The sequence below is a fragment of the Pseudaquabacterium pictum genome (assembly GCF_005403045.1).
In the GTDB taxonomy this organism is placed as follows: Bacteria; Pseudomonadota; Gammaproteobacteria; order Burkholderiales; family Burkholderiaceae_C; genus Pseudaquabacterium; species Pseudaquabacterium pictum.
Genome location: NZ_BJCL01000002.1, coordinates 581,145 through 605,635, shown reverse-complemented (window position 1 = coordinate 605,635; position 24,491 = coordinate 581,145). Strand labels below are relative to the sequence as shown.

The 24,491-nt window shown below is 72.5% G+C and carries 23 protein-coding genes; 17 read left to right on the top strand and 6 right to left on the bottom strand.

Features of this window, described 5'->3' with window-relative positions; genetic code table 11:
* The first annotated feature begins 37 nt into the window (after nt 1-37).
* The 5 genes from FFT10_RS06780 to rplI all read left to right on the top strand — a co-directional run bounded on the left by FFT10_RS06780 (nt 38) and on the right by rplI (nt 3,787).
* Nucleotides 38-2,158 carry a sodium:solute symporter family protein gene (locus FFT10_RS06780; RefSeq protein ID WP_137732005.1) on the top strand — a complete coding sequence of 707 codons (2,121 nt, stop codon included), beginning with the start codon at nt 38-40 and terminating at the stop codon, nt 2,156-2,158.
* A gap of 127 nt (nt 2,159-2,285) precedes the next feature.
* The gene (gene rpsF / locus FFT10_RS06775; RefSeq protein ID WP_137732004.1) at nt 2,286-2,651 is read left to right on the top strand and encodes a 30S ribosomal protein S6; all 366 of its coding nucleotides are present in this window, start codon (nt 2,286-2,288) and stop codon (nt 2,649-2,651) included.
* Between the two features lie 37 nt (nt 2,652-2,688).
* Nucleotides 2,689-3,018 (top strand): primosomal replication protein N, encoded by a 330-nt coding sequence (gene priB / locus FFT10_RS06770; RefSeq protein WP_137732003.1) that lies wholly within the window; start codon nt 2,689-2,691, stop codon nt 3,016-3,018.
* Between the two features lie 12 nt (nt 3,019-3,030).
* Nucleotides 3,031-3,321 carry a 30S ribosomal protein S18 gene (rpsR, locus tag FFT10_RS06765; protein ID WP_137732002.1) on the top strand — a complete coding sequence of 97 codons (291 nt, stop codon included), beginning with the start codon at nt 3,031-3,033 and terminating at the stop codon, nt 3,319-3,321.
* 13 nt (nt 3,322-3,334) lie between these two features.
* Nucleotides 3,335-3,787, top strand: a complete 453-nt coding sequence (gene rplI, locus FFT10_RS06760; protein WP_137732001.1) for a 50S ribosomal protein L9 — start codon at nt 3,335-3,337, stop codon at nt 3,785-3,787.
* Nucleotides 3,788-3,926: 139 nt separating this feature from the next.
* Here rplI and FFT10_RS06755 read toward each other — a convergent pair whose 3' ends face one another.
* Nucleotides 3,927-4,145, bottom strand: coding sequence for a twin transmembrane helix small protein (locus FFT10_RS06755; RefSeq protein WP_137732000.1), 219 nt, complete (start codon nt 4,143-4,145; stop codon nt 3,927-3,929).
* Between the two features lie 30 nt (nt 4,146-4,175).
* Here FFT10_RS06755 and FFT10_RS06750 point away from each other — a divergent pair, with 30 nt between their 5' ends.
* Genes FFT10_RS06750 through FFT10_RS06730 form a run of 5 tightly spaced genes read left to right on the top strand, consistent with a single transcriptional unit; the run spans nt 4,176 to nt 8,466 of the window.
* Complete coding sequence (locus FFT10_RS06750) at nt 4,176-5,000, top strand: SURF1 family protein (protein WP_137731999.1); 825 nt, start codon at nt 4,176-4,178, stop codon at nt 4,998-5,000.
* Nucleotides 4,997-5,740: an SCO family protein gene (locus FFT10_RS06745; RefSeq protein ID WP_228026981.1), complete on the top strand. Its 744-nt coding sequence runs from the start codon at nt 4,997-4,999 to the stop codon at nt 5,738-5,740. Before FFT10_RS06750 ends, FFT10_RS06745 begins: the two co-directional genes overlap by 4 nt.
* 10 nt (nt 5,741-5,750) lie before the next feature.
* Nucleotides 5,751-6,938, top strand: coding sequence for a COX15/CtaA family protein (locus FFT10_RS06740; protein ID WP_137731998.1), 1,188 nt, complete (start codon nt 5,751-5,753; stop codon nt 6,936-6,938).
* 17 nt (nt 6,939-6,955) lie between these two features.
* Complete coding sequence (cyoE, locus tag FFT10_RS06735) at nt 6,956-7,858, top strand: heme o synthase (RefSeq protein ID WP_137731997.1); 903 nt, start codon at nt 6,956-6,958, stop codon at nt 7,856-7,858.
* Complete coding sequence (locus FFT10_RS06730; RefSeq protein WP_137731996.1) at nt 7,849-8,466, top strand: SCO family protein; 618 nt, start codon at nt 7,849-7,851, stop codon at nt 8,464-8,466. Before cyoE ends, FFT10_RS06730 begins: the two co-directional genes overlap by 10 nt.
* On the opposite strand, the gene rpoH is transcribed toward FFT10_RS06730, so the two are convergent.
* Nucleotides 8,467-9,393, bottom strand: coding sequence for an RNA polymerase sigma factor RpoH (gene rpoH / locus FFT10_RS06725; RefSeq protein ID WP_137731995.1), 927 nt, complete (start codon nt 9,391-9,393; stop codon nt 8,467-8,469).
* A gap of 219 nt (nt 9,394-9,612) precedes the next feature.
* Here rpoH and FFT10_RS06720 point away from each other — a divergent pair, with 219 nt between their 5' ends.
* Entirely contained in the window at nt 9,613-9,972 is a 360-nt protein-coding gene (locus FFT10_RS06720) for a ComEA family DNA-binding protein (protein ID WP_137731994.1), read from the top strand.
* Nucleotides 9,973-10,046: 74 nt separating this feature from the next.
* On the opposite strand, the gene FFT10_RS06715 is transcribed toward FFT10_RS06720, so the two are convergent.
* From FFT10_RS06715 to FFT10_RS06705, 3 genes are all read right to left on the bottom strand, one after another.
* Complete coding sequence (locus tag FFT10_RS06715) at nt 10,047-13,274, bottom strand: CHASE domain-containing protein (protein WP_228026980.1); 3,228 nt, start codon at nt 13,272-13,274, stop codon at nt 10,047-10,049.
* 64 nt (nt 13,275-13,338) lie between these two features.
* A complete protein-coding gene (locus FFT10_RS06710; RefSeq protein ID WP_137731993.1) occupies nt 13,339-14,799 on the bottom strand; it encodes an amidase in 1,461 nt (486 codons plus the stop codon).
* A 24-nt stretch (nt 14,800-14,823) separates the two neighbouring features.
* A complete protein-coding gene (locus FFT10_RS06705) occupies nt 14,824-15,807 on the bottom strand; it encodes a bifunctional riboflavin kinase/FAD synthetase (RefSeq protein WP_137731992.1) in 984 nt (327 codons plus the stop codon).
* A gap of 166 nt (nt 15,808-15,973) precedes the next feature.
* Between FFT10_RS06705 and FFT10_RS06700 the strand changes: the two genes are divergently transcribed.
* Nucleotides 15,974-17,713: a hypothetical protein gene (locus FFT10_RS06700; RefSeq protein ID WP_137731991.1), complete on the top strand. Its 1,740-nt coding sequence runs from the start codon at nt 15,974-15,976 to the stop codon at nt 17,711-17,713.
* Nucleotides 17,710-18,198, top strand: coding sequence for an OmpA family protein (locus tag FFT10_RS06695; protein ID WP_137731990.1), 489 nt, complete (start codon nt 17,710-17,712; stop codon nt 18,196-18,198). Before FFT10_RS06700 ends, FFT10_RS06695 begins: the two co-directional genes overlap by 4 nt.
* Before the next feature lie 25 nt (nt 18,199-18,223).
* On the opposite strand, the gene FFT10_RS06690 is transcribed toward FFT10_RS06695, so the two are convergent.
* Entirely contained in the window at nt 18,224-19,396 is a 1,173-nt protein-coding gene (locus FFT10_RS06690; RefSeq protein ID WP_137731989.1) for an LLM class flavin-dependent oxidoreductase, read from the bottom strand.
* A 209-nt stretch (nt 19,397-19,605) separates the two neighbouring features.
* On the opposite strand from FFT10_RS06690, the gene FFT10_RS06685 reads away from it, so the two are divergent.
* From FFT10_RS06685 to FFT10_RS06670, 4 genes are all read left to right on the top strand, one after another.
* A complete protein-coding gene (locus FFT10_RS06685) occupies nt 19,606-20,178 on the top strand; it encodes an NADPH-dependent FMN reductase (RefSeq protein ID WP_137731988.1) in 573 nt (190 codons plus the stop codon).
* A 60-nt stretch (nt 20,179-20,238) separates the two neighbouring features.
* Nucleotides 20,239-20,829, top strand: a complete 591-nt coding sequence (locus FFT10_RS06680) for an RNA polymerase sigma factor (RefSeq protein ID WP_162520710.1) — start codon at nt 20,239-20,241, stop codon at nt 20,827-20,829.
* Between the two features lie 123 nt (nt 20,830-20,952).
* Nucleotides 20,953-21,477 (top strand): hypothetical protein, encoded by a 525-nt coding sequence (locus tag FFT10_RS27640; RefSeq protein ID WP_154694081.1) that lies wholly within the window; start codon nt 20,953-20,955, stop codon nt 21,475-21,477.
* Between the two features lie 7 nt (nt 21,478-21,484).
* Nucleotides 21,485-24,340, top strand: coding sequence for a CHAT domain-containing protein (locus tag FFT10_RS06670; protein ID WP_137731986.1), 2,856 nt, complete (start codon nt 21,485-21,487; stop codon nt 24,338-24,340).
* The last annotated feature ends 151 nt before the right edge of the window (nt 24,341-24,491 follow it).

Below are 24,491 nucleotides of genomic sequence, written 5' to 3'. Positions count from 1 at the left end.
GCCGCCTCCGTCGATGCCCCGGCCAGGCTGAACCGCCATGTCCAGCCTGCGCCCCGGCAGCGCCGAGTCCACCCGCCGCTTCGCCGGCAAGCTGCACCGCCGCTACGGGCTGTTCACCGCGGCGGTGGTGCTGTTCGTGGTGCTGCTGGCGGTGCTGGAACGGCATGGCTGGTCACGCGGCTGGATCGGCGGCAGCTTCCTCATCGGCACGGTGCTGGTCTACGCCGGCATCGGCCTGGCCAGCCGCACCACCGACGAGGCCGAGTACTACGTGGCCGGCCGCCGTGTGCCGGCCATGTACAACGGCATGGCCACCGCGGCCGACTGGATGTCGGCCGCCAGCTTCATCGGCACGGCCGGCGTGCTCTACCTGCAAGGCTTCGACGGCCTGGCCTACATCCTGGGCTGGACCGGTGGCTACTGCCTGGTGGCGATCCTGCTGGCACCGTATCTGCGGCGCTTTGGCCAGTTCACCATCCCCGATTTCCTGGGGGCGCGCTACGGCGGCCAGGCGGTGCGGTTGATCGCCGTGGCGGCCACCGTGCTGGTGAGCTTCGTCTACGTGGTGGTGCAGGTCTATGGCGTCGGCCTGGTCACCTCGCACCTCACCGGCTTCTCGTTCGAGATCGGCGTCTTCGTCGGCCTGGGCGGCGTGCTGGTGTGCAGCTTCCTGGGCGGCATGCGCGCCGTCACCTGGACCCAGGTGGCGCAGTACATCGTGCTGATCATCGCGTACACCGTGCCGGTGCTGTGGCTCAGCCACAACCAGACCGGCTCGTGGCTGCCGGTGTTCACCTACAACCAGCAGCTGAAGGTGGTCAGCGAACGCGAGGCCCAGCTGCTGGCCGACCCGGCCGAGATCGAGGTCCGCCGCCTCCTGACCGAACGTGCCGAGGAGGCCCAGCGCAAGCTGCGCGACGTGCCCGCGGCCATGGCCAGCGATGCCGAGCTGCTGGGCCGCGAGATCGAGCGCATGCATGCCGAGAACGCGCCGCTGGCCCAGATCCAGCAGGCCGAGCGCCGCCTGGAGCGCATGCCGCGCAGCGAGCCCGAGGCCCGCGCCGCCTACCAGCGCGAGCGCGACCAGGCCCTGGCCCAGGCCCAGCCCCTGGCCGGACTGGCACCGCAGGCTGGCCAGGTGGAGGCCGCCGGGCCGGCCGGCACCCAGGCGCGGGCCAATTTCCTGGCGCTGGTCTTCTGCCTGATGCTGGGCACGGCGGCGCTGCCGCACGTGCTGACGCGCTACTACACCACGCCGTCGGTGTCGCAGACGCGGCGCTCGGTCGGCTGGTCGCTGAGCTTCATCGTGCTGCTCTACCTCAGCGCGCCGGCGCTGGCGGTGCTGGTCAAGTACCAGGTGTTCACCGAGCTGGTGGGCACCAGCTTCGGCAGCCTGCCGGAATGGATCCGCCGCTGGAGCAAGCTCGATCCGTCGCTGGTGTCGGTGCAGGACATCAACGGCGACGGCTTCCTGCAGTTCGCCGAGCTGCGCCTGGGCGCCGACATGATCGTGCTGGCCGCGCCCGAGCTGGGCGGCCTGCCGCTGGTCGTCACCTACCTGGTGGCCGCCGGCGGATTGGCGGCGGCGCTGTCCACCGCCGACGGCCTGTTGCTGACCATCAGCAACGCGCTGTCGCACGACTTCTTCTTCCGCATCGTGCGGCCCAACGCCTCGGCCATCAAGCGGGTGATGTTCAGCAAGCTGATGGTGCTGGTCACCGCGGTGCTGGCGGCCTGGGTGGCCTCGCTGCGCATCACCGCCATCCTGCCGTTCGTCTCGGCTGCGTTCTCGCTGGCCGCGGCCACCTTCTTCCCGGCGCTGGTGATGGGCATCTTCTGGAAGCGCGCCAACCGCGCCGGCGCGGTGGCCGGCATGCTGGCTGGCGCCGGCCTGTGCCTCTGGTACATGGCCCGCAACCTGGCCGGGCCGCGGGCCTTCTTCGGGCTGGGCGAGCCCGGGGCCGACCTGCGCTGGTTCGGCATCGACCCGGTGGCCGCCGGCGTCTTCGGCGTGCCGCTGGGCTGCGTGGTGCTGCTGGTGGTCAGCCTGATCACACCCGCGCCGGGGCCGGCCGAGCAGGCGATGGCCGAGCGGCTGCGCCAGCCCGAGCCCTGGCCGGCCGAGCATCCACGCTCCGGCCCGCCATCCGCGCTATAATCGCGGGCTTTCCCTCTGCTGGGCCACCGGATGACGCTGGTGGAACGGCGCTTGCTGCACCGCCTGCATGTCGCTGGGCGGGCAGCTTCCGGGCCTGAACAAGGCACGGAAACCACAAGGAGTGTCCATGCGTCACTATGAGATCGTGCTCCTGATCCACCCGGATCAGAGCGAGCAGGTTCCGGCCATGCTGGAACGTTACAAGGGCATCGTCACCGCCGCCGCCGGCAAGGTGCACCGTGTCGAAGACTGGGGCCGCCGTCAGCTGGCCTACCAGATCCAGAAGCTTGGCAAGGCGCACTACGTGTGCCTGAACATCGAGTGCAGCAAGGACACCCTGGCTGAAATCGAGACCGGCTTCCGTTTCAACGACGCCGTGCTGCGCCACCTGACGGTGGTGAAGGCCAAGGCCGAGACCAGCCCGTCGGTCATGATGAAGGCGGTCGAGAAGGAAGAAGCCCGCAAGGCCCCCGCACCGGAGGCCAGCGCCTGATTGGAACGGCCCTGCCGCACCGCAGCCGGCACTGCCGATGAACCGTCTGGTTCTGTCGGCACAGCTGGTCGAGCGGGGCGCCGTGCGCTACACGCCCGCCGGTCTTCCGGCCATCGACTGCAAGCTGCAGCACAGCAGCACGGTCACCGAAGACGGGCAGCCACGCCAGGTCTCGCTGGAGATCAAGGCCCTGGCCATCGGCGCGTTGTCACGGCCCCTGGGTGCACTGGCCCTCGGATCCACCGGCCTGTTCGGCGGCTTCCTGGGCATGGCACGCAACGGCCGCGGCATGCTGTTCCACATCACCGAGCTGACACCCGATCCCCCTGATTCAACGCCGGGCACCGATCGCCCGGCACCCATCTGAAAGAGGTGCACCATGCCCCCGCCCCGTGGTAAAGGTAAGTTCTCCAAGGACCGCAAGCCCAAGCGCAACACGCAATCGCTGCTGTTCAAGCGCAAGCGCTTCTGCCGTTTCACCGTCGCCAACGTCGAAGAGATCGACTACAAGGATGTGGACACCCTGCGTGACTTCATCGGCGAGAACGGCAAGATCACGCCCGCCCGCCTGACCGGCACGCGTGCCTTCTACCAACGCCAGCTGACCGTCGCCATCAAGCGCGCGCGCTTCCTGGCGCTGGTGCCGTACAGCGACCAGCACCGCGTCTGAAGGAGCACACACCATGCAAGTGATCCTGCTCGAAAAAGTGGCCAACCTGGGCAACCTGGGTGATGTGGTCAAGGTGAAGGACGGCTACGCCCGCAACTTCCTGATCCCCACCAAGCAAGCCCGCCGCGCCACCACCACCGCCATCGCGGAATTCGAAGCCCGCCGTGCGGAGCTGGAGAAGACCGCCGCCGAGAAGCTGGCCGCCGCGCAAGCCGTCGGCGAGAAGCTGGGCGGCAAGACCGTCACCATCGCCCAGAAGGCCGGTGTGGACGGCCGCCTGTTCGGCTCGGTGACCAATGCCGACGTGGCTGACAGCCTGAAGAAGATGGGCTTCGACGTGGCCAAGGCCCAGGTGCGCATGCCCAACGGCCCGCTGAAGGCCCTGGGCGAGTTCCCGGTGTCGGTGGCGGTGCACAGCGACGTGGTCGTCGAAGTGGCCGTGCACGTGGTCGCTGCGGCCGACTGAGTCTGCTGCGCCTGCGCAAACAAAGGCCGGCTTGCAGCCGGCCTTTTTCATGGGGCGCAGTTGCCTGGCACCCACCGCCTCGCAGAGCTCGGCCGCTTCGCCAGGCGCAGCCAGTCGTCAGGACTGTCTGCGTCCGGGCTCAGCCCATCGGCAAGCCGGTGGGCCGCACCCAGCCCATGGCCCAGCTCAGCAGGATGAACAGGAACAGCGCGATCGACAGTCCCACCCGCACCGCCAGCGCGCGCGCCATGCGGCCATCGCGGGAACTGCTGCTGCCACCCTTGCGCAGCATGAACAATCCGGCACCGGCCAACGAGGCCAGCACCAGCACCAGGGCAATGACGATCACGGTTTTCATCGGCGCGGATTATCCCGGCAGGGCGGCGGCATGCTGAGCCGCGGGCCTTCGGCGCCGTCCGGGCGCCGCCGCGTGGTGGTGCTGGTGGCCGCCGCACTGGCGGTGGCCGTCACTGCCCGCCTGGGCTGGTGGCAGCTCGACCGCGCGCAGCAGAAGCTGGACCTGCAGGCCCGCATCACCGCCCGCGGCAGCCTGCCGCCGCTGCCGCAGGCTGACCTGCCGCGCAACGAGGCCGCTGCCGCTGCCCAGCACTACCGCCCGGTGCAGCTGCGCGGCCGCTGGCTGCATGAGCGCACCGTGTACCTGGACAACCGGCAGATGAACGCCCGCCAGGGCTTCTTCGTCGTGACACCGCTGCTGCTGGCCGATGGCGGCCGGCCTGGCGATGCGGTGCTGGTGCAGCGCGGCTGGATGCCGCGCGACTTCACCGACCGCAGCCGCCTGCAGCCGCTGCCGGCCCAGCCGGGCGAGGTGCTGGTGACCGGCCGGCTGGCCCCGCCACCGTCCAGGCTGTTGGCCATGGCAGAGGCCGAGCAGGGGCCGATCCGGCAGAATCTGGACGTGTCGGCATTTGCTGCGGAAACCGGGCTGGCCCTGCGGCCGCTGTCGGTGCAGCAGACGCAGCCGGTGCAGCCGGTCCCGGCTGAGGGTCTGCCCAGCACAACCTGGCCCGAGGATGGCCTGTTGCGCAGCTGGCCGGCGGTGGCTGTCGACGTCGGCAAGCACCACGGCTATGCCTTCCAGTGGTTTTCGCTCAGCGCGTTGCTCGTCGGCCTCACGCTGTGGTTCCAGATCCTCCGACCGCGTTGGCGCGCTGGCGCCCGCGGTGCCGCGCCTTCCGAGCCTGCTGCATGAACGAACCTTCCGAGCCCCTGGGCCTGACCGTGCACTCGATGCCGACCCCCGTGGACGCGATGACACGGCAACGGACGAGCGGCCGCCTCAAGATGCTGCTGATCGTGGCGGCCTGTGCCGCGCCGATGATCGCCAGCTACACGCTGTACTACGTCGTGCGGCCCACCGGCGGTGCGACCGCCTACAGCGACCTGATCCAGCCCACCGTGCCGATGCCCGCGGTGCCGGCACAGCCGCTGGCTGGCGGCGCACCGCAGGTGCTGCGCGGGTTGGCCGGCCAGTGGCTGCTGGTGGTCGTCGACAGCGGCGCCTGTGCCGAGGCTTGCGAGCAGCGGCTGTACATGCAGCGGCAGTTGCGCGAGATGAACGGCCGCGACCGCGACCGCATCGACAAGCTGTGGCTGGTCATCGACGACGCACCGGTGAAGCCGGCGCTGCAGCAGGCGCTGGCGGCCACGCCGGGCATGCACATGCTGCGCGTGCCGCGCGCCACGGTGGCGGCCTGGCTGAAGCCGGCGCCGGGCCAGGCGCTGGAAGACCACCTCTACATCGTCGACCCGCTGGGCGAGTGGATGATGCGGGCGCCTGCGAATGCCGATCCGTCCAAGCTCAAGCGTGACATCACCCGCCTGCTGCGGGCCTCGGGCGGCTGGGACCAGGCCGGCCGCCAGGCGCTGATCGACGATCCGCTGTCGGCGCAGACCCCAACGCCGGCGCCCGCATCGGCCCCCCGGCCCTGAGACCCGCGCCATGGATGCTGCCCACGCCCTGATCGACTGGAGCCCGCTGCTGCGCCTGCTGGGCCTGGCTGCGGTGATCGCGCTGCTGCCACTGTCCTGGTGGTGGCTGCGCCAGCGCGGTGCGCCGCTGCCGCGCAAGCTGGCCGCGCTGACCGCGCTGATCCTGTTCCTCACCGTCGACCTGATCGCAGTCGGCGCCTTCACCCGGCTCACCGACTCCGGCCTGGGCTGCCCCGACTGGCCCGGCTGCTACGGCGAACTGAGTCCCTGGGGCGCCAAGGCCGAGATCAGCGCCGCCCAGGCCGCCCAGCCCACCGGGCCGGTGACCCACGGCAAGGCCTGGATCGAGATGCTGCACCGCTACCTGGCGATGGCGGTGGGCGCGTTGATCCTGGTGGCTGCCGCCATGGCCTGGCGTGCCCGCGACCAGCTGCCGCACTCGCCATGGTGGGCCACGGCCACGCTGTTCTGGGTGCTGGTGCAGGGGGCGTTCGGCAAGTACACCGTCACGCTGAAGCTCTATCCGGCGGTCGTCACGCTGCACCTGCTGGGCGCGCAGCTGCTGCTGGCCCTGCTCGTGCTGCAGCATGAGTCCTTCCGCGCCCGCCCGCTGGCGGTGGCGCGGCAGCGGCTGGCACCGGCCTGGGTGGCGGTGGTTCTGGCGCTGGTGGTCATGCAGATCGCCCTGGGCGGCTGGGTCAGCACCAACTACGCGGTGCTGGCCTGCCAGGGCTTCCCCACCTGCAACGGCCAGTGGTGGCCGCAGATGGACGCCGCCCACGGCTTCACCCTGCTGCGCCATCTGGGCCAGACGGGGCAGGGCGGCGCGCTGCCGTTCGATGCGCTGGTGGCCATCCACATGGCGCACCGGCTGTTCGCGGTGGTGCTGGTGCTGGCCCTCGTGGCGCTGGCGGTGGCGTTGCGCCGCAGCGGCGATGCCGTCGGCCGCCGCTATGCGCTGGCGCTGGGCGGCCTGCTGCTGTGGCAGCTGGCCAGCGGGCTGTCGAACGTGGTGCTGGGCTGGCCGATTGCCGCGGCGCTGGCCCACAGCGTCGGCGCGGCCGGCCTGGTGGCGGTGCTGACCTCGCTGTGGGCGCGGCTGCGGCAGGCGCAGAGCGTGACGGCCTTGGCACCGGCGGTCGCCCGCCGGCCCGCGGGCGGTGGTGCGGTTGGCGCCCGCCAGCCGCGGGCCTCCTAGAATCCGCGGTTCTGCCGATGACTGCCTCCGTCCTATCTCCCAGCCCCGCGGCCAGCCGCGTGCGGCAATACCTGGCGCTGACCAAGCCCCGGGTGGTGCAACTGATCGTCTTCTGCGCGGTCATCGGCATGCTGCTGGCCGAGCCCGGCTGGCCCAGCCTGCAGCTGGCGCTGCCGGCCACCGTCGGCATCTGGCTGGTGGCCAGCGCCGCGGCGGCCTTCAACTGCCTGGTCGAGCAGGCCATCGACAGCAAGATGGCCCGCACCGCGTGGCGCCCCACCGCCAAGGGTGAGCTCAGCACCGCCCAGGCCCTGCTGTTCTCGGCCGTGCTGTGCAGCCTGGGCAGTGCGCTGCTGTACTGGTGGGTGAACCCGCTGACGATGTGGCTGACCTTCGCCACCTTCGTCGGCTATGCGGTGGTCTACACCGTGGTGCTCAAGCCGATGACGCCGCAGAACATCGTCATCGGCGGCGCTTCGGGCGCCATGCCGCCGCTGCTGGGCTGGGCCGCCATGCGCAACGATGTCGGCCCCGAGGCGCTGGCGCTGGTGCTGATCATCTTCCTGTGGACGCCGCCGCACTTCTGGGCGCTGGCGCTGTACCGGGTGGAAGACTACCGCCGCTCCGGCCTTCCGATGCTGCCGGTCACCCATGGCAGCGACTTCACACGCCTGAACGTGCTGCTCTACACCCTGGTGCTGTTCGCCGCCACGCTGCTGCCCTTCATCATCGGCATGAGCGGCTGGCTGTACCTGGCCGCCGCGGTGGTGCTGGGGGTGTGGTTCATCGTCTACGGCTGGATGCTGTGGCGCAACTACAGCGACGCGCTGGCGCGCAAGACCTTCCGCTTCTCGATCTGGCACCTGTCGCTGCTGTTCGCGGCGCTGCTGATCGACCACTACACCCTGCCATGGCTCTGACCCCGATCCCCGCGCGCCGCGCGCTGTTGCTGGCCGCGGCTGCTGCGCTGGCTGGTTGCGACGGCGTCCTGCCCGGCGGCAGCAAGCCTGCCTTCAAGGCCATCGACATCACCGGCGCCGAGTACGCCCGCAGCCTGACGCTGAGCGATCCCGACGGCCAGCCCCGCAGCCTGTCCGACTACAAGGGCAAGGTGGTGGTGGTGTTCTTCGGCTACACCCAATGCCCCGATGTCTGCCCCACCACCATGGCCGAGCTGGCCGAGGTCAAGCGCAGCCTGGGACCGGCCGGCGCCAAGGTGCAGGGCATCTTCGTCACCGTCGACCCGGTGCGCGACACGGCCGAACTGTTGAAGGCCTACGCCGCCAACTTCGGCCCCGACATCGTCGGATTGCGTGGCACGCCGGAGCAGACACAAGCCGCGGCCAAGGAGTTCAAGGTGTTCTACAACAAGGTGCCGGGCAAGACCGACACCAGCTACACCGTGGACCACACCGCCGGCTCGTACATCTTCGATGCCACCGGCCGGGTGCGGTTGTTCACCCGCTACGGCAGTGGCGCCCAGGCGCTGGCCGACGACCTGAAGCTGCTGCTGGCTGAGGCAGGCTGATCAGGCCGCTTCCATCGCCTTGCGCATCTTCTTCATCGCCGCCACCTCGATCTGGCGGATGCGCTCGGCGCTGACGCCGTATTCGGCTGCCAGATCGTGCAGCGTCATGCCGCCCGAGCTGTCGTCGTTGACCTTCAGCCAGCGCTCCTCGACGATGCGGCGGCTGCGGTCGTCCAGCACCGCCAGCGCGCGCACCAGACCGTCGCTGGACAGGGCATCACGCCGGCGGGCTTCCAGCACGCGGGTGGGCTCGCTGCTGTCGTCGGCCAGGTAGGCGATCGGGGCGTAGCTCTCCTCGCCGTCGTCGGTCTGCGGCTCAAGCGCCACATCACCGCCCGACAGGCGGGTTTCCATCTCGATCACCTCGGACGGCTTGACGTTCAGCGCGCGGGCCACGCTGTCGATCTCGGCGGCCGACAGGTTGTTGCGGTGGGCGTTGGCGTCGCTGGCGTCGCTCTTCAGGCCTTGCTTCATCGAGCGCAGGTTGAAGAACAGCTTGCGCTGGGCCTTGGTCGTGGCCAGCTTGACCATGCGCCAGTTCTTCAGGATGTACTCGTGGATCTCGGCCTTGATCCAGTGCAGCGCGTAGCTGACCAGACGCACGCCGGCCTCGGGGTCGAAGCGCTTGACGGCCTTCATCAGTCCGACGTTGCCTTCCTGGATCAGGTCACCGTGCGGCAGGCCGTAGCCCAGGTACTGGCGCGACACCGACACCACCAGGCGCAGGTGCGACAGCACCAGCCGGCCGGCGGATTCGACATCGGCGTCATCCCGCAGGCGGCGGGCGAAGCGGGTTTCCTCTTCCTGCGTCAGCATCGGCAGCCGGTTCACGGCCGAGATGTAGGCATCCAGGTTGCCGAGAGACGGCACCAGGGCCCACGGATCGCGGACAGACAGGGCAGTGTTGGCGGTGGAGGACAGGTTCATGGGTACCTCTGACAGGGTCCGGAGGACTTGGTTGCAGGAATATTAGCACTCCTGGTCGGTGAGTGCTAAATGCGTTCCAGGTGGCCTCTCCCCTTGGTGGGCCCACCTCGGCACCCACCCCGGAGGGAGTGTCAGGACCGGGGCCGGTTCGCAGAATGGCTTCCAACCCGGCAGGCAACAGGCCCCGGGTTGATCCACCAACCACCCCAGGAGCCCACCATGATCCGTTCCCTGATCACCGCCATCGTCACCACCCTGGCCCTGCTGGCCGGCCAGGGCGCCGCCGCGGCCGACGTCAACCAGGCCAGCGCGGCCGAGCTGGAAGCCGTCAAGGGCATCGGCCCGGCGCTGTCGGGCAAGATCCTCACCGCCCGCCAGCAGGGCAGCTTCAAGAGCTGGCAGGACCTGGTCGAGCGGGTGTCGGGCATGGGCCCGGGCAATGCGGCCCGGCTGTCGCAGAACGGGCTGACGGTGGCCGGTGCCGCCTACGCCCCGGTGGCTGCCGCTGCCAAGCCGGTGCGCGAGGCGGCGCCGAAGAAGCCGGCCAAGGATGCACCGACGGCCAAGGCGCAGTCCTGAACCTACCCACGGCCTCGCAGAGCTCGGCCGCTTCGCCAGGCACAAACCCTCCTCAGGAGGCTTTGTGTCCGGGCTCAGCCATACCGGCTGTCGATGCCTTCGAGCAGCTCGTCGAGCATGCCCAGGAAGCTGCCCAGGTTCAGCGGCTTGGTCATGTAGCGGCGGGCGCCGCTGGCCAGCGCCTCCTCGATGCGCGCCGGCGTGGCGTCTGCCGACACCACCACCACCGGGATGCTGGCGCAGTCCGGGTCGCGCTGCAGCTCGCGCAGCAGTTCCAGCCCGTCCACGTCGGGCAGGTTCATGTCCAGCAGCACCAGGTCGGGCCGGCGGCTGCGCACCGCGGTCAGGCCGTCCAGCCCCAGTGTCGAGACGCTCATGGCGATCTGCGGGCGCTGCGCCAGGATGCCGCGCATCACCTCGACATTGGTCTCGTTGTCCTCGATGTAGTGCACACGGCGTCGCCGGTAGGGCACGTCCAGCAGGTCGGGCGCGGGCGCCGCGGCGTCGGGGCCGGCGTCGGCCGGCGCCACCGGCAGCGTCAGCACGAAGGTGGCGCCCTGGCCCTCGGTGCGCTCGGCCTCCAGGCTGCCGCCCATCAGCTCGGCCAGCCGGCGGCTGATCACCAGGCCGATGCCGGTGCCTTCGATGTCGCCCTGCTCGCGCCCCAGCCGGTTGAACGGCTGGAACAGGCTGGCCATCTGCGCATCGGTCAGTCCCAGGCCGGTGTCCAGCACCCGCAGCGCCACCGTGCCGTCGGCCTGGCGCTGGCTGTGCACCACCACCTGGCCGCCCGGCACGTTGTACTTCACCGCGTTCGACAGCAAGTTGGTCAGCACCTGCTTGAGCCGGGTTTCGTCGCCCAGCACCTGCAGCCGGTCGTCGGGCACCAGCACCTGCATGCCGATGTCGCGCCGCGCCGCTGCCGGCTCCATCATGCCCACGCACTGCTGCACCAGCGCCCGCAGCGGCACCGGCGCCAACGTCATGCGCAGCATGCCGGCGTCGATGCGCGACAGGTCCAGCGTGTCGTTGATCATCTCCAGCAGGTGCCAGCCGGCCTGCAGGATCTGGCCGGCCCAGGCATGCTGGTGTGGCGCCAGCGCCGGCCGGGTGTCCAGATCGAGCAGCTGGGCAAAGCCCAGCATGGCGTTCAGCGGCGTGCGCAGCTCGTGGCTCATGCGCGAGAGGAACTCGTTCTTCGCCAGGTTGGCCGATTCGGCCGCCTGCCGGCCGCGCTCGGCATCCTGGCGGCGCAACTGCTCGGTGATGTCCTCGACCACGGCCACCAGGCGCTGCGGCAACCCGTCGGGGCCGCGCAGCACGCTCCAGTTCATGCGCACCGACAGCGTCTGGCCGTCGCGGTGCACCAGGCGCGAATTGCGCTCGAACTCCTGCAGCTCGCCGGCCAGCAGCCGGGCCAGGCCGTCGGCGTCCTCGGCGCGCTCATCAGGGTGGGTCAGCTCGGCCAGGCTGCGCTCGGACAGCGCCTGGCCGCGGTAGCCCAGCATCTCGCGCAGCCGCGGGTTTGCGTCGCGCAGGCGGCCCTCCAGGTCGGCGTAGACGATGCCGATCGGTGCATGGTCGAAGATGTTGCGGAAGCGCTCCTCGCTGGCGCGCAGCGCCGACTCGGCCTGCTGCCGCTCGGCGGCCTCGCGTCGCAGGTCGGCGGTGCGCTCGTCCACCGCGTCCTCGATGCGCCGGGTGCGGCCGGTGACCGTCAGCAGCAACGCCGCCAGCATGGTCATCGACAGCAACCCGACGGTGGAGAACAGCCAGGCATTGCTGTGGCCGGCATCGGGGACGGTGCCGGTCTCGGCGCTGATGCGCAGCAGCCAGCGCTGGCCACCCAGCGCGATGGTGGTCTCGCGCTGCAGCGGCAGCGGGGCGGCGGTCTCGCAGCCGGTGTCGCCGGCCAGATGCGGCCGCGCAGCGGCCGGGTTGGTGTCGAACAGGCACCAGCGCAGGTAGGGCAGGGCCTGCTGCATGCCGGCTTCGACCGAGCGCTGCATGCGCATGGTGACGAAGGCCACGCCCGTCAGTGCGGCGCGGCGTTCCGCTGCGGTGGCTGTCGGTGGCAGGACGGTGCCGTAGAGCGCCCGGTACAGCACCACACCCGTCTGCTGACCGGGCTCCTGGGTCAGCAGGAAGCCGCTGGTGGCCGCCGGCGCATCGCTGGCCGCGGCGCGCAGGATGGCCTCGCGGGCCGCGGGGATAGACAGTGCATTGACGCCCAGCGCCGCGGCATTGCTGGCCAGCGGCTCGATCATGCGGATGGCCACCACGTCCGGGTCGGCCGGATCGGCGGTGTCGCGGGCCGCCACGCTGGAGGCCTGGCCCGGTGCCGCCGCCGCCGGCGACAGGCGGTCGAACACCTGGTAGGGCCGGCCCAGCTGGCGGCTCACCTGGGCTTCAAACGCCGCCAGGTCCTGCCGCGGCACCCGCTGGCTGATGCCCAGGGCCTGCAGCTGGATCGGCAGCGCCAGCCAGGGCTCGGCGGCCCGCCGCAGTTCCTGCGGGCTGACATCGTCGGAACCGACCATCAGCCCGCGCAGGGCCTCCAGTGCCAGGCTGGCGTGGCGCAACTGGGCCTCGATGGCGGCGGCGACGGCGGCGGCATCCCGCTCGAACACGCTCTGGCTGCGCTGCTGGTCCCAGCGCATCACCAGCACCGTGGCCACCGCCAGCAGCCCGGTGGCCGCCAGCAGCGGCAGCGCCACCGTCAGCCGGCGGCCGACCCAGTCTGCCGCCGGCCGGCCGATCAGCGTGAGCGTGATCGGCGCGCCGATCAGCACGCCCAGGGTGTCGCCCACCCACCAGGTCCACCAGGTGAACGGCAGGGCCGACACCGGCACCGTGCCCAGGGCCACCAGCACCGGCACCGACAGGCTGGCGTTGATCAGGCAGGCCAGCGAGGCGCCGAACAGGCAGAACTGCGCCACATCGCGCGGCTCGGCCAGCCGCAGCGGCCCGGGCATGCGCCAGCGCACCAGCGCTGCGCCGACGGCGGCCTGCAGCGTTGCCCCCACGGCGCTGACGGTCGCGGCAGCCAGCGCCGGCAGGCTGGACAAGGCGGCCGCATCGCCCAGCGGCAGGTTGACGAGGAAGGCGCCGACCAGCACGCCCAGCAGCGCCGGCCGGCCGTACACCAGTGCCGCCGCCAGTGCGATGCCGGCGCCGGGATACAGCGGCGTGGCGCTGCTGGGCCCGACCGCCAGCAGCAGCGCCAGCTTGCCGGCCAGCACATAGGCCAGCGCCGTCATCAGCGTCGGCGTGCGGGAGGTGGGTGTGGTGAGGTCGGTCACGGCAGGGATGCCACGCGGGCCGACGGCGCCCAGGCCCTGGAATTGTGCTGCAGCCGCCGCCTGCTCAGGCGGGCGCGTCCGGGCGGCGCGCCAGCAGGCTGGCCGACGCGGCCTCGCAACCGGCGGCCACCCGCAGCAGCGCGGCATCGCCCTGCGGCCTGCCGATCAGCTGCAGGCCGGCGGGCCAGCGGCCGTTGGCATGGAATCCGGCCGGCACGCTGATGGCCGGCGCGCCGGCGAAGGTGGCGTACAGCGTCACCTCCATCCAGCGGTGGTAGGTGTCCATGGTGCGGCCGGCGATGCTGCGCGGCCAGCGCTGGCCGATGGGGAAGGGCCACACCTGGGTGGCCGGCAGGGCCAGCACGTCGAAGCGCTGGAACAGGCCCAGCAGGTGCTGGTGGAAGGCGGTGCGCACCTCGCTGGCGGCCATGAAGTCCAGGAAACCCAGCGTGGTGGACTGGCGGTGCTCCCACAGCGCCTCGGTCTTGATGTGGGCGCGGGCGCCGGGCTGCTTGAGCAGTGCCGCCACCTTGGGGCCGACCAGGGCGCGGCGCCAGACCAGCCAGGCCTGCCACAGTGCGTCGGCCGAGAAGCCCAGCGGCGTGGGCTCGACGATGGCGCCCTGCGCAGCCATGCGGGCCAGGGCTTCTTCGCACACCGGCAGCAGGCCGTCGTCCATCGCCAGATGGCCCTGCAGATCGCCCAGCCAGCCCACGCGCAGGCCGCTCAAGGCTTCCAGCGCGGCCTGGCCCTGCGGCACGGTGAAGGTCTGCGGCCCCTCGGCAATGGCCAGCGGCGTGCGCGGGTCGGCGCCGGCCTGGGTGGACAACAGCGCCGCCAGGTCGGCCACGGTGCGGGCCATCGGGCCTTCGGTGCCCAGCTGGGCCACCCAGGTGTCGGCCGCCGGCCAGAACGGCACCCGGCCCTGGCTGGGCCGCAGACCGAAGATGTTCGCCCAGGCCGCCGGGTTGCGCAGCGAGCCCATGAAGTCCGACCCGTCGGCCACCGGCAGCAGGCGCTGGGCCAAGGCCACCGCCGCGCCGCCGCTGCTGCCGCCGGCCGTCACCGCGGCATCCCAGGCATTGGGCGTGGCGCCGAACAGGTCGTTGAAGGTGTGCGAGCCCAGGCCGAACTCGGGCATGTTGGTCTTGCCGACGACGATGCAGCCGGCCGCCTTCATGCGCGCGGTCATCAGGCTGTCCTGCGTCGGCATCACGTCCTTCAGCAGGCTGCAGCCCAGCGTGCTGGGAAAACCCAGCGCATGGCCGGTGTCCTTGATGGCCTGCGGCAGGCCGTGCATCCAGCCGCGGCTGCGGCCCTGGGCCAGCTCGGCATCGCAGGCGTCGGCCTGGGCCAGCAGGCTGTCGTCGGGCGCCAGGTTGACGATCGCGTTGAGCGCCGGGTTCAGCCGGTGGATGCGGTCGAGGTAGGCCGCCATCACGCTGCGGCAGGACACCTCTCTGGCGTGGATGGCGCGCGACAGGGCCAGCGCGTCGAGATCGGTGATCGTGGGGTCGGCGCGCATCGGAGCTCCTGGGGCAGGGTGGGGTCAGCGCCGGGCGGCGAACCAGGCCTGGGCGTCGGCGGTGTCCTGGGCGATGCCGGCCTGCAGTTCATCGAGCGAGGCGTACTTGCGCTCGTCATGCAGCTTGTGCAGCAGGCGCACGCTGATCAGCCGGCCGTAGGCGCCTTCGGGTGCCAGCCCGGCGGGCCAGTCCAGGCAGTGGGTTTCCAGCAGCACGCGGCCGGCGTCCTCCACCGTGGGCCGCACGCCCAGGCTGGCCACGCCGGGCAGCGGGCGGTCGCCCAGGCCCAGCACCTCGACCACGAAGATGCCCATCGCCGCCGGCTTGGCATGGCCGAAGCGCAGGTTCAGCGTGCGGAAACCCAGCGTGCGGCCCAGCTTGCGGCCGTGCACCACATGGCCGCTGATGGCATAGGGCCGGCCGAGCAGCGCGGCGGCGCGGGGCATGTCGCCGGCGGCCAGCGCCTCGCGCACGGCCGAGCTCGAGACGCGCAGGCCATGCACCTCGTAGCTGAGCATGCGGGCCACGTCGAAGCCGTGGGCATCGCCGGCGGCATCGAGCATGGCGTAGTCGCCGGCGCGGCGGGCACCGAAGCGGAAGTCGTCGCCCACGAGCACGTAGCGGGCGCGCAGGCTGCGCAGCAGCACCTGGTGAATGAAGTCGTCGGGGCTCAGCGCGGCCAGCCGGGCGTCGAAGCGCAGCACCACCGCCTGCTGCACGCCGCAGCGCTGCAGCTCGCTGAGCTTGTCGCGCAGCGTGGCAATGCGCGCCGGTGCCTGGGCCGGCTGGCCGGCCAGGCGGGCGAAATAGTCGCGCGGATGGGGCTCGAAGGTCAGCACGCAGCTGGGCACGCCGCGGTGGCGCGCCTCGCTGTTGAGCAGCGCCAGCATGGCCTGGTGACCACGGTGCACGCCGTCGAAATTGCCGATGGTCACGGCACAGCCGGCCGCCGCCGCGCTGCCGCCGTGCATGGCAGCCGCCCCCTCCAGACCTCTGAATACCCGCATCACCCGATTATCGCGATGCCGCGGCAGGCCTGGCGGCGCTCCGGTGCATCCGGCCCGGCCCGGGCTGCGTATGAGGTTGGCAGAACCTGTTGAGATCCTGCGCGCCATGGCCACCGACCCTTCAACGCCCCACGCTTCTGCCGGCCCCGGCCGCCACGTTGCCACCATGCGCTGGCTGGCCACCCACTTGCGCGCCCAGCGCCTGACCGTGCTGGTGGTGCCCGACGACCTGGACATCGCCGGCTTGCTGCGGCAAGGCCTGATGGCGCTGCTGGGCCGCCGCGACAGCGACATTGACCCGCTGAATGGCGTGTGGCAGGCCGCGGCGCACACCGTGCCGGACCGGCGCCACCAGCGCCAGTCGGAAGCCGCCGCCTTCTTCGACGGCTGGGCGCCGATGGCGCGCAGCGGCGCCCTGGACTGGCGCCCGCCCGGCCGCGACGACCGGGTTCTGCTGGTGATGCCGCAACTGGGCGCGGCCCTGCGGGATGCCGGCAACGACCCCGCCGCCGCGGCCTGGCTGCAGGCACTGGCGCAGGGCTTCTGGGCCCTGGACGGACGCGACCGGCGTCCGGTGCAGGTGTTGCTGGCCATCGATGCCGGCAGCCTGCCGCTGCTGGAGCTGGTGCGCATGCAGGGCCTGCCGGTGGACGACCTGCTGGTGCACTGGCCGCCCGACGGACAGACGGTGGCTGCCGCAGCGGCGCAACCCGGTGCGCCGCGGCAAGGCGCCGCTGCCGCGCCGCCCACGCTGGCCGCGACAACCGTCCCCGCCCCGGCGCAGCCCTGGCCGGCCATGCGGCCGGCGCCGGCCTGGGCGCTGGGCTTGCTGGGTCTGGCGGCCACCGGTCTGCTGGCCTGGAACCTCACCGGCGGCCGGGTCGCGGCAGCGTCGCCGCCGAAGACCGCTGTGGTGTTGGCGCAGGCCGGCACGCCGGCGCCCGCCGCCCCGACCGCGGTGCCCGTGGCCAACGCCACCGCCAGCGCCTGGCCGCTGATGGTGGCCGCGTCGCCGGGCGGCCTGCCCCAGCCGGTGGCCGATCTGGCGGGACGGGTGGGGCCGGCCGCCGGCGTGTGGCTGGCGCCGCAGATGACCGGCGACTGGGCCGAAGGGCTGCAGCGCCTGCGCCATGGCCCCGGCCTGCTGGTGGTGCGCTACGACGCCCTGCGGGCGGCCCGCGAGGCCGATCCGGCGCTGGCGCCGCGGCTGCTGACGCCGCTGTACACCGAGCCGCTGCTGGCCATCGTGCGCAGCAGTTCGTCCCTGGTGTCCCTGCACCAGGTGCGTGGCCAGCGGGTGCGTGTGGCGGGTGCCGGCAGCGCCGATGCGCTGAGCGCCCGCGGCCTGCTGCAGGCGATGTTCGGCGCCGATGCGCCGGCCCTGCTGCATGCCGCCGAGGGTGCCCCGCCGCTGTTGCCGCAGGCCGACGACGAGGTGCTGCTGACCGTCGGGCGGCCCGGTCGCCCCTGGACCGATGCCGTGCCACCGGGGCTGGCCGACCAGTACCGCCTGCTGCCACTGGTGGCGACCGACCCCGCCGGCCAGCGGGCGCTGCGCCAGCACCTGCCGCTGTCGGTGGACGGCCCGGGCGGACGCCAGCCCACGCCGGGTCTGGTCAGCTTCCTGGTGGCATCGCCCGGCGCTGGCGATGAAGACGCCCTGCAGCGGCTGGCGCAGGCGCTGTGCCGCACGCTGCCGGCGTTGCAGCAGGGCGGCGACCCGGCCTGGCGCGGCTGGCAGCCCGGCCAGGTGCTCACCAGTGGCTGGCCGCTGGTGGACAGCGCCGCCGAGGCGTGGCGTGCCTGCCCGGCCACGCCGCCCACTGCAGACGGCACCCTGGTGGCCGACGCCGGCCCCGACCGCCCCGATCTCCCGTCCCACTCCGCTCCGAAAGGCCCCCGATGATGTTGTCCCTGCTTCCGATCCCCATGCCGCACCAGGCCACGGCGCGGCCGACACACGCCATGGCCACGCTGGCGCTGTGCCTGACGGCACTGGCCACCACCGCGCAGGCGCAGCAACCGCCGCTGGAGAAGGTGGTGGTGCGTGCCGAGGCACGCTTCGCCTTCGATGCGGACACGGTGTCGCCGGCCGACCGCCAGGCCCTGCTGGCCGAGGTGGGGCGCATGCAGGGCGTCAGCTGGCAGACGGTGACGGCGGTCGGCCACACCGACAGCGTCGGCACGCCGGCCTACAACCAGCAGCTGGCCGCCCGCCGCGCCGCGGCGGTGAAGGACGCGCTGGTGCGCCAGGGCCTGCCAGCCGAGCTGGTGCAGACCGCCGCCCGCGGCCCGGCCAACCCGGTGGCGGACAACGCCAGCGAGGCCGGCCGTGCCCGCAACCGCCGCACCGAGGTGGTCTTCGAGGGCGTGCGCAGCAAGGCGCCCTGAATGGCGCCCTGAACCGCGCCTGCGCTCAATGCGTGCGCGCCGCCGCCTCGGCCGCGTAGCGCTGGGTGGCCGCCTCCACCGCCTGGCTGTGGATGGCCGCCAGCTCGGGCCGGGCGGCGCGGGCGCGCTCGGCCGCGGCCAGCGTGCTCATCTGGCCCTGCCACTGCGGGAAGACATGGCGGGCGATCAGGTCGTAGCTCTTGCGGGTGGCGTCGAAGTTGGCCCAGTTGTGGGCCAGCATCAGGTAGGCGCCGAAGCCGCCGTTGCTCTGCTTCCACAGCCGCTCGATCTGCTTGTTCACCATGTCGGGCGTGCCGATGGCGCCGAAGCCCGAGTCGTTGACGAAGGAGATCATCTCCTTCACGTTGCTGCCCGGCACCGCCATCTGCGGGAAGGCAGCCACGGCCTGGAAGTAGTCGAACCAGTGGGCCATGCCGTATTCCACGTCGCGGTAGGCCTGGTCCATGGTCTCGGCGCAGTGCACCATGCCGACCAGGCGCCACTTGTTGCGGTCGACCCGGGTCTTGTAGTGGGCGGCCTGAGCCTCCATCACATCCCAGTGCAGGGCCAGCGCGTCGAAGCCCGCGGCGGTGGTGGCGCCGATGGACAGCAGGCCGCAGCCGTACTTGCCCGCCAGCTTCGGCCCGGTGGGCGAGGCCACGGCCGGGATCGCCACGTCGAACAGCGGATTGCTGTAGGGCCTCAGGTGCAGCTGTGCGCCGCGCAGGTCCCAGCGGTCGTTCTTGAAGGTGACCGGTTCCTCGGTGGTGAGCAGGCGCATGATGATGTCCAGCCCTTCTTCCAGCAGCGGGCGGGTCTGCGTCTGCGACAGGCCGACCATGATGCCGTCCGACGGCAGCGAGCCCGGGCCCAGGCCCAGCATCACCCGGCCGCGGGTCAGGTGGTCGAGCTGCACGATGCGCTCGGCCACCCACAGCGGGTTGTGGTAACTGACGCTGGTGACGCCCGAGCCCAGCTTGATGTGCCTGGTGCGCTGCGACGCCACTGCCATGAAGATCTCCGGGCTGGCCGAGATCTCGGTGCCGGCCGAATGGTGCTCGCCGCACCAGGCTTCGTCGTAGCCGCAGCGGTCCAGCCACTGCACCAGTTCCAGGTCCTGCTCCAGGGCCAGTGTGGGGTTGATGCCTGGCTTGTGGAACGGGGCCAGGAACACGCCGAACTTCATCCGATGGCTCATTGCACTTGTCTCCTTGGGTGGTTGCCGGCGGGGCCCGGCCCCTGAAGACACCGGCCGGTTGTTGTACTGCCCGGAATCGGGGCTGTCCATCCGGGCCGTGCCGCGGTCACCCTGGCGCTGCCGCCGCCCACCTGTGCAGATTGGCCGCCCGCCCGGCGGCTAGACTGCGGCGGTTTGCCGTCCTGTCCACTGCTGTCTCCAAGGCCTCCATGCGCACTGTTCCCTTCATCGTCGGCCTCGGCGGCACCACCCGGCCCGGCTCCACGTCCGAGCGCGCGCTCCAGGTGGCGCTGGCACGGGCGGCCGAGCAGGGCTGCGACACCCTGCTGCTCGGCGGCGCCCAGCTGCCGGCCGACATCTTCGACCCCACCCGCAGCGAGCGCAGCCCGGCCGCGCTGGCGCTGGTCGACGCGCTGCGCCGCGCCGACGGCCTGCTGATCGCCACGCCGGCCTACCACGGCGGCATCTCCGGCCTGGTGAAGAACGCGCTGGACTTCACCGAGGACCTGCGCGGCGACAGCCGCGTCTACCTGTCGGGCCGCGCGGTGGGCTGCATCGTCTGTGCCGACGGTGCCCAGGCCATGGGCAGCACGCTGGCGGCGGTGCGCGCGCTGGTGCATGCACTGCGCGGCTGGCCCACGCCCTTCGGCGCCACGCTGAATGCGTCGGCCAGGCCGTTCGGCGGCCCTGGCCAGGACGCCGACCCGGCGGCGCTGCAGGCCTGCGCCCTGGTGGCCGACGAAGTGGTGCAGTTCGCACGCTGGCAGCAGGCGGCAGGCTGACGCCGTGCCGGGCCGCCGGCCCTGCGTGCGAACATCCGCCGACTGCCGATGCTGTCTGCCATGCCGCCCGTTCCCGCGCCTGCGCCCACCCCTGACGACGACGCCACCCTGGTCGCGCGCTGCCGGCAGGGTGACGCCGGCGCCTGGCAGGCACTGGTCATGCGCTACCAGCGGCTGGTCTACGCCATCGTGCGCCGCATGGGCGACGACGAGCATGCCGCGGCCGATGTGTTCCAGACCGTGTTCTCCCGCCTGCTGCAGCACCTGCCCAGGCTGACCGACCCCAGCCGGCTGCAGGCCTGGATCGTCACCACCGCCAAGCGCGAGGCCTTGCTGCAGCGCCGCCGCGCCCAGCGCACCGTGTCGATGCACCGCGAGGGCGACGACGGCGAGGCCGTGCCCGACTGGGAGGCCGCCGACGACACCGACGGCCCGGAGCAGCATCTCGACGACCTGCAGCAGCTGCATGCGGTGCGCGGCGCACTCGACCGCCTGGACAGCCGCTGCCGCGACCTGCTGGGCCTGCTGTTCACCGACAGCGACGAACGTGTGCCGTACGAGGAGGTCGCCCGCCGCCTCGGCCTGCCGGTGGGCAGCATCGGCCCCACCCGTGCCCGCTGCCTGGGCAAGCTGCGTGCGCTGCTGGAATGATGGCCGGCATGAAAAACTTGGTGACAGCATGTATTTCCGCGCCGGCGGCCGGCTCTGTGTGAGCAAGCCCTGACCGCCTGCCCCACCGTGCACCGCCCCGCCGCCCCTCCTGACCTGACCGCCATGACGCCTGAGCACCCGCTGTCCGACGACGCCCTGGCCACCCTGGCCCACCGCGCCCGCCAGGCCCTGCCCGACGCGCCGCCGGCGCTGTTGCACGCCGCTTTCGCGCTGTGGCAGGCGCAACCGGCCACCGCGCCGCTGGCCGCCGCGCTGCGCCGGGTGGCCGCGGTGCTGCGCTTCGACAGCTGGGCCCTGCCGCCGCAGGCGCTGGGCATGCGCGGCAGTGCCGACGACAGCCGCCACCTGCTGTTCAGCGCCGAGGGCCGTGATGTCGATCTGCGCATCACCCGCCACCCGGGCGGCGGCTGGTCGCTGGCCGGCCAGGTGCTGGGCCCGGACGAAACCGGCCAGATCCTGCTGCAGCCCGCCGGTGGCCAGGCCGACGGCCACCGCGCCAGCCTGGACGGCCTGGGTGAATTCCACCTCGACGGCGTGGCCGCGGGCGCCTGGCGCCTGAGCCTGGCGACCGCCGACGCCCTGGTGGTGCTGCCCGACATCGACCTGGGCGCGCCGCGCCTGGGATGATGTCGACATGGTGCAGACAGCCGACGCCGGACCCTCCCTGGAGCCGGAGGCACGGGGCCCCGACGCGGCCGCTGCCCTGGCGCGCGCCTGGGACCTGAAGCAGCAGTGCTACGCCGCCTGGACCAGCGCGCCCCAGCGCGCCGCCGAGGCGGCGGCCGATCTGCAGCAGCTGGCCGATGCCTCGCCCGGGCTCGACGAGGTGCAGGCCCTGGCGCGCTGGACGGCCGGCGTGGTGCGGCTGAACCAGGGCCGCATGGCCGAGGCGGTGGCGCAGCTGGATGCCGCCGCCGCGCTGTGGCAGCGGCTGGGCCGGCCGCTGGAAGCCGCCCAGACCCAGGTGCCCAAGGTGATGGCGCTGTCGATGCTGGGCCAGCATGACCAGGCCGAGGCCTGCGGCGCCGCCGCCCGCCAGGTCTTCGTCAGCCTGGGCGACCTGGCCGCCGCCAGCCGCCTGAGCCTGAACCTGGGCAGCATGCACATGCGGCGCGACGACCATGCCGACGCCGCGCGCCACTACCGCCAGGCGGCGGTGCTGTTCGCCCGGGCGCGCGACACCGAGCACTCGGTGATGGCCGACATCGGCCTGGGCGATGCGCTGAGCGCCCAGGCCGACTTCGACGAGGCCGCCCGCATCTACAGCCGCGCCCGCATGCGCGCCGGCCAGCACGGCCTGCCGCTGATGCAGGCGCTGGCCGATGAATCCATGGCCCTGCTGGACCTGGCCCGCGGCCACTACGACGCCGCGCTGGCCGGTCTGGAGCGTGCCCGCCGCAGCTATGCCCAGCTGGCGCTGCCGCAGCACAGCGCCATTGCCGAGAAGCAGCTGGCCGATGCCTACCTGGCGCTGCACCTGCTGCCCGAGGCCCTGGCCCTGTACGACCGCGCGCTGGCGGCGATGGCCGCGCTGGACATGCCCGACGACCGCGCCTGGACGGCGCTGCAGCGCGGGCGCGCGCTGTCGGGCCTGGGCCAGCCGCCGCTGGCGGCCCAGGCCCTGGCCGAGGCGGCAACGCAGTTCGCCGCGCAGGCGTCGGTGCCCGGCCAGGCCGCGGTGGCGCTGGCCCAGGCCGAACTGGCGCTGGACCGCGCTGCAACGCTGGCGCCCGCGCGGCCCGTCGGACAGGGCACCGTTCCGGCCGGTGATGCCGGCGCCGCCCCGGCGGCCCAGGCGCAGGGCCACGCTGCCCAGGCCGCCGTGCTGTTCACCCAGGCCGGTCAGCCCGAGGGGGCGGTGCGGGCTGCCCTGGTGGAGGCCGACGCCCTGCTGCGCCAGGGCGACGCCGGGGCGGCGCGTGTGCTGTATGCCCGCAGCCTGCGCCAGGCCCAGGCGCTGCATGCCCGCGGCCTGCAGATCCGCGGCCAGGCCGGCGTGGGTCTGGCGGCACTGGCGCAGGGCGATGACGGTGCCGCCGCAAGGGCCCTGCAGGCCGCGGTGGAGCGCTTCGAATCCCAGTGGCGGGCGCTGCCCGGCGATGAGTTGCGCGGCGCGTTCTTTGCCGACCACCTGGCGCCGTACCAGGGCTTGCTGGCGCTGGCACTGCAGGCACACGACGCCCAGCCCGGCAACGCCACGGCCAGCCGGGTGCTGCAGCGGCTGGATTCGGTGCGCGCCCGCGCACTGGCCGAGCGCCTGCGCGCCGGTGCCGCCCCGGGCGACGATGCCGAGGCCGACGCCCTGCGCGCCCGCCTGCAGTGGCTGCACCGCCGCCTGCAGCGCCAGGCCGACGAAGGCAGCCCCACCGCGTCCCTCGCCGAGACCCTGCACCGGGCCGAGCGCGATCTGCTGGAGCAGGTGCGCCGCCAGCGCCTGGCCCGTCCGGTCGTGCCGGGCGCCAGCCGGGGCCACCTCAGCGTGCCGGCGCTGCGCGCGGCGCTGCAGCCGGCCGATGCGCTGGTGGTGCAGGCCCGCCTGGGCGACGAGCTGCTGGTGTGCATCGTGCGGCGGCGCGGCGTGCAGGTGCTGCGCCGGGTGGCCTCGGTGGAGGCGGTGCAGGCCGCCTGGCGGCTGGCGCGCTTCCAGCTGGATGCACTGCGCCACGGCGCCGCGCCGCTGCAGGACCAGCTGCCGTTGCTGGAGCGGCGGGTGCAGCAGCGGCTGCAGGCTCTGCATGCGCTGGTGTGGGCGCCGCTGGCCGATGCCCTGACCGACGCCCGCCGCGTGCTGCTGGTGCCGGCCGAGGGCCTGGCCGGCCTGCCGTTCGCCGCCCTGCACGACGGCCTGACCTGCCTGGCCCAGCGCCACCTGCTGGCGCAGGCGCCCAGCGTGCAGGTGGCGCTGCACGGCCTGCAGCGCCCGCCGGTGCCGCCGACGCGGGTGCTGGCACTGGGCGAGAGCAGCCGCCTGCCGCATGCCGGCGCCGAGGCGGCCCAGGTGGCCGCGCTGTTCCCCCAGGGCCAGGCCTTCACCGGCACCGATGCCAGCCTGGCCGTGCTGCAGCAGCATGCCGCCGAGGCCGACGTGCTGCACCTGGCCTGCCATGCCCAGTTCCGCGGCGACAACCCGATGTTCTCGGCCCTGCACCTGCACGACGGTCCGCTGACCGCCGAGCGTGCCGAGGCCCTGCGCCTGCGCGCCGGCACGGTGGTGCTCAGCGCCTGCGAGACCGGCCTGGCCGGCCATGCCGGCAGGGACGAGCAGGTGGGTCTGGTGCGCGCCTTCCTGGTGGCCGGCGCGGCCCGGGTGCTGGCCAGCCTGTGGCCGGTGGACGACGCCATCACCGCCGTCTTCATGGACCACTTCTACCGCGGCCTGCAGCGTGGCCTGTCGCCCGCCCAGGCCCTGGGCGATGCCCAGACCGCGGTGATGTGCCGCCACCCGCATCCGGCGTTCTGGTCCGGATTCGTGCTGTTCGGCGGCTGGTGACACCCTTTGTTTCAGGTGGTGCGGGATGAACCGGGGCGGTTCCCGCGTCAACATGCAGGTTTTGCAATTTCAGGCGGCACCACTGGCTTGATCCCACCCGTTCAAGGGGGCCGTGGTATCTGGCGGCCGCCAGCCTGCTCTGTCCGCATCC

Excerpts from the sequence above, each read along its gene's own strand:
- FFT10_RS06695 (WP_137731990.1), top strand. The coding sequence starts at position 17,710 with ATGATGTTGTCCCTGCTTCCGATCCCCATGCCGCACCAGGCCACGGCG.
- FFT10_RS06680 (WP_162520710.1), top strand. The coding sequence starts at position 20,239 with ATGCCGCCCGTTCCCGCGCCTGCGCCCACCCCTGACGACGACGCCACC.
- FFT10_RS06670 (WP_137731986.1), top strand. The coding sequence starts at position 21,485 with ATGGTGCAGACAGCCGACGCCGGACCCTCCCTGGAGCCGGAGGCACGG.
- FFT10_RS06690 (WP_137731989.1), bottom strand. The coding sequence starts at position 19,396 with ATGAGCCATCGGATGAAGTTCGGCGTGTTCCTGGCCCCGTTCCACAAG.
- FFT10_RS06780 (WP_137732005.1), top strand. The coding sequence starts at position 38 with ATGTCCAGCCTGCGCCCCGGCAGCGCCGAGTCCACCCGCCGCTTCGCC.
- FFT10_RS06730 (WP_137731996.1), top strand. The coding sequence starts at position 7,849 with ATGGCTCTGACCCCGATCCCCGCGCGCCGCGCGCTGTTGCTGGCCGCG.
- cyoE (WP_137731997.1), top strand. The coding sequence starts at position 6,956 with ATGACTGCCTCCGTCCTATCTCCCAGCCCCGCGGCCAGCCGCGTGCGG.
- FFT10_RS06745 (WP_228026981.1), top strand. The coding sequence starts at position 4,997 with ATGAACGAACCTTCCGAGCCCCTGGGCCTGACCGTGCACTCGATGCCG.
- FFT10_RS06700 (WP_137731991.1), top strand. The coding sequence starts at position 15,974 with ATGCGCTGGCTGGCCACCCACTTGCGCGCCCAGCGCCTGACCGTGCTG.
- FFT10_RS06685 (WP_137731988.1), top strand. The coding sequence starts at position 19,606 with ATGCGCACTGTTCCCTTCATCGTCGGCCTCGGCGGCACCACCCGGCCC.
- rpoH (WP_137731995.1), bottom strand. The coding sequence starts at position 9,393 with ATGAACCTGTCCTCCACCGCCAACACTGCCCTGTCTGTCCGCGATCCG.
- FFT10_RS06720 (WP_137731994.1), top strand. The coding sequence starts at position 9,613 with ATGATCCGTTCCCTGATCACCGCCATCGTCACCACCCTGGCCCTGCTG.
- FFT10_RS06740 (WP_137731998.1), top strand. The coding sequence starts at position 5,751 with ATGGATGCTGCCCACGCCCTGATCGACTGGAGCCCGCTGCTGCGCCTG.
- priB (WP_137732003.1), top strand. The coding sequence starts at position 2,689 with ATGAACCGTCTGGTTCTGTCGGCACAGCTGGTCGAGCGGGGCGCCGTG.
- FFT10_RS06705 (WP_137731992.1), bottom strand. The coding sequence starts at position 15,807 with ATGCGGGTATTCAGAGGTCTGGAGGGGGCGGCTGCCATGCACGGCGGC.
- FFT10_RS27640 (WP_154694081.1), top strand. The coding sequence starts at position 20,953 with ATGACGCCTGAGCACCCGCTGTCCGACGACGCCCTGGCCACCCTGGCC.
- FFT10_RS06755 (WP_137732000.1), bottom strand. The coding sequence starts at position 4,145 with ATGAAAACCGTGATCGTCATTGCCCTGGTGCTGGTGCTGGCCTCGTTG.
- FFT10_RS06750 (WP_137731999.1), top strand. The coding sequence starts at position 4,176 with ATGCTGAGCCGCGGGCCTTCGGCGCCGTCCGGGCGCCGCCGCGTGGTG.
- rplI (WP_137732001.1), top strand. The coding sequence starts at position 3,335 with ATGCAAGTGATCCTGCTCGAAAAAGTGGCCAACCTGGGCAACCTGGGT.
- rpsF (WP_137732004.1), top strand. The coding sequence starts at position 2,286 with ATGCGTCACTATGAGATCGTGCTCCTGATCCACCCGGATCAGAGCGAG.
- FFT10_RS06710 (WP_137731993.1), bottom strand. The coding sequence starts at position 14,799 with ATGCGCGCCGACCCCACGATCACCGATCTCGACGCGCTGGCCCTGTCG.
- rpsR (WP_137732002.1), top strand. The coding sequence starts at position 3,031 with ATGCCCCCGCCCCGTGGTAAAGGTAAGTTCTCCAAGGACCGCAAGCCC.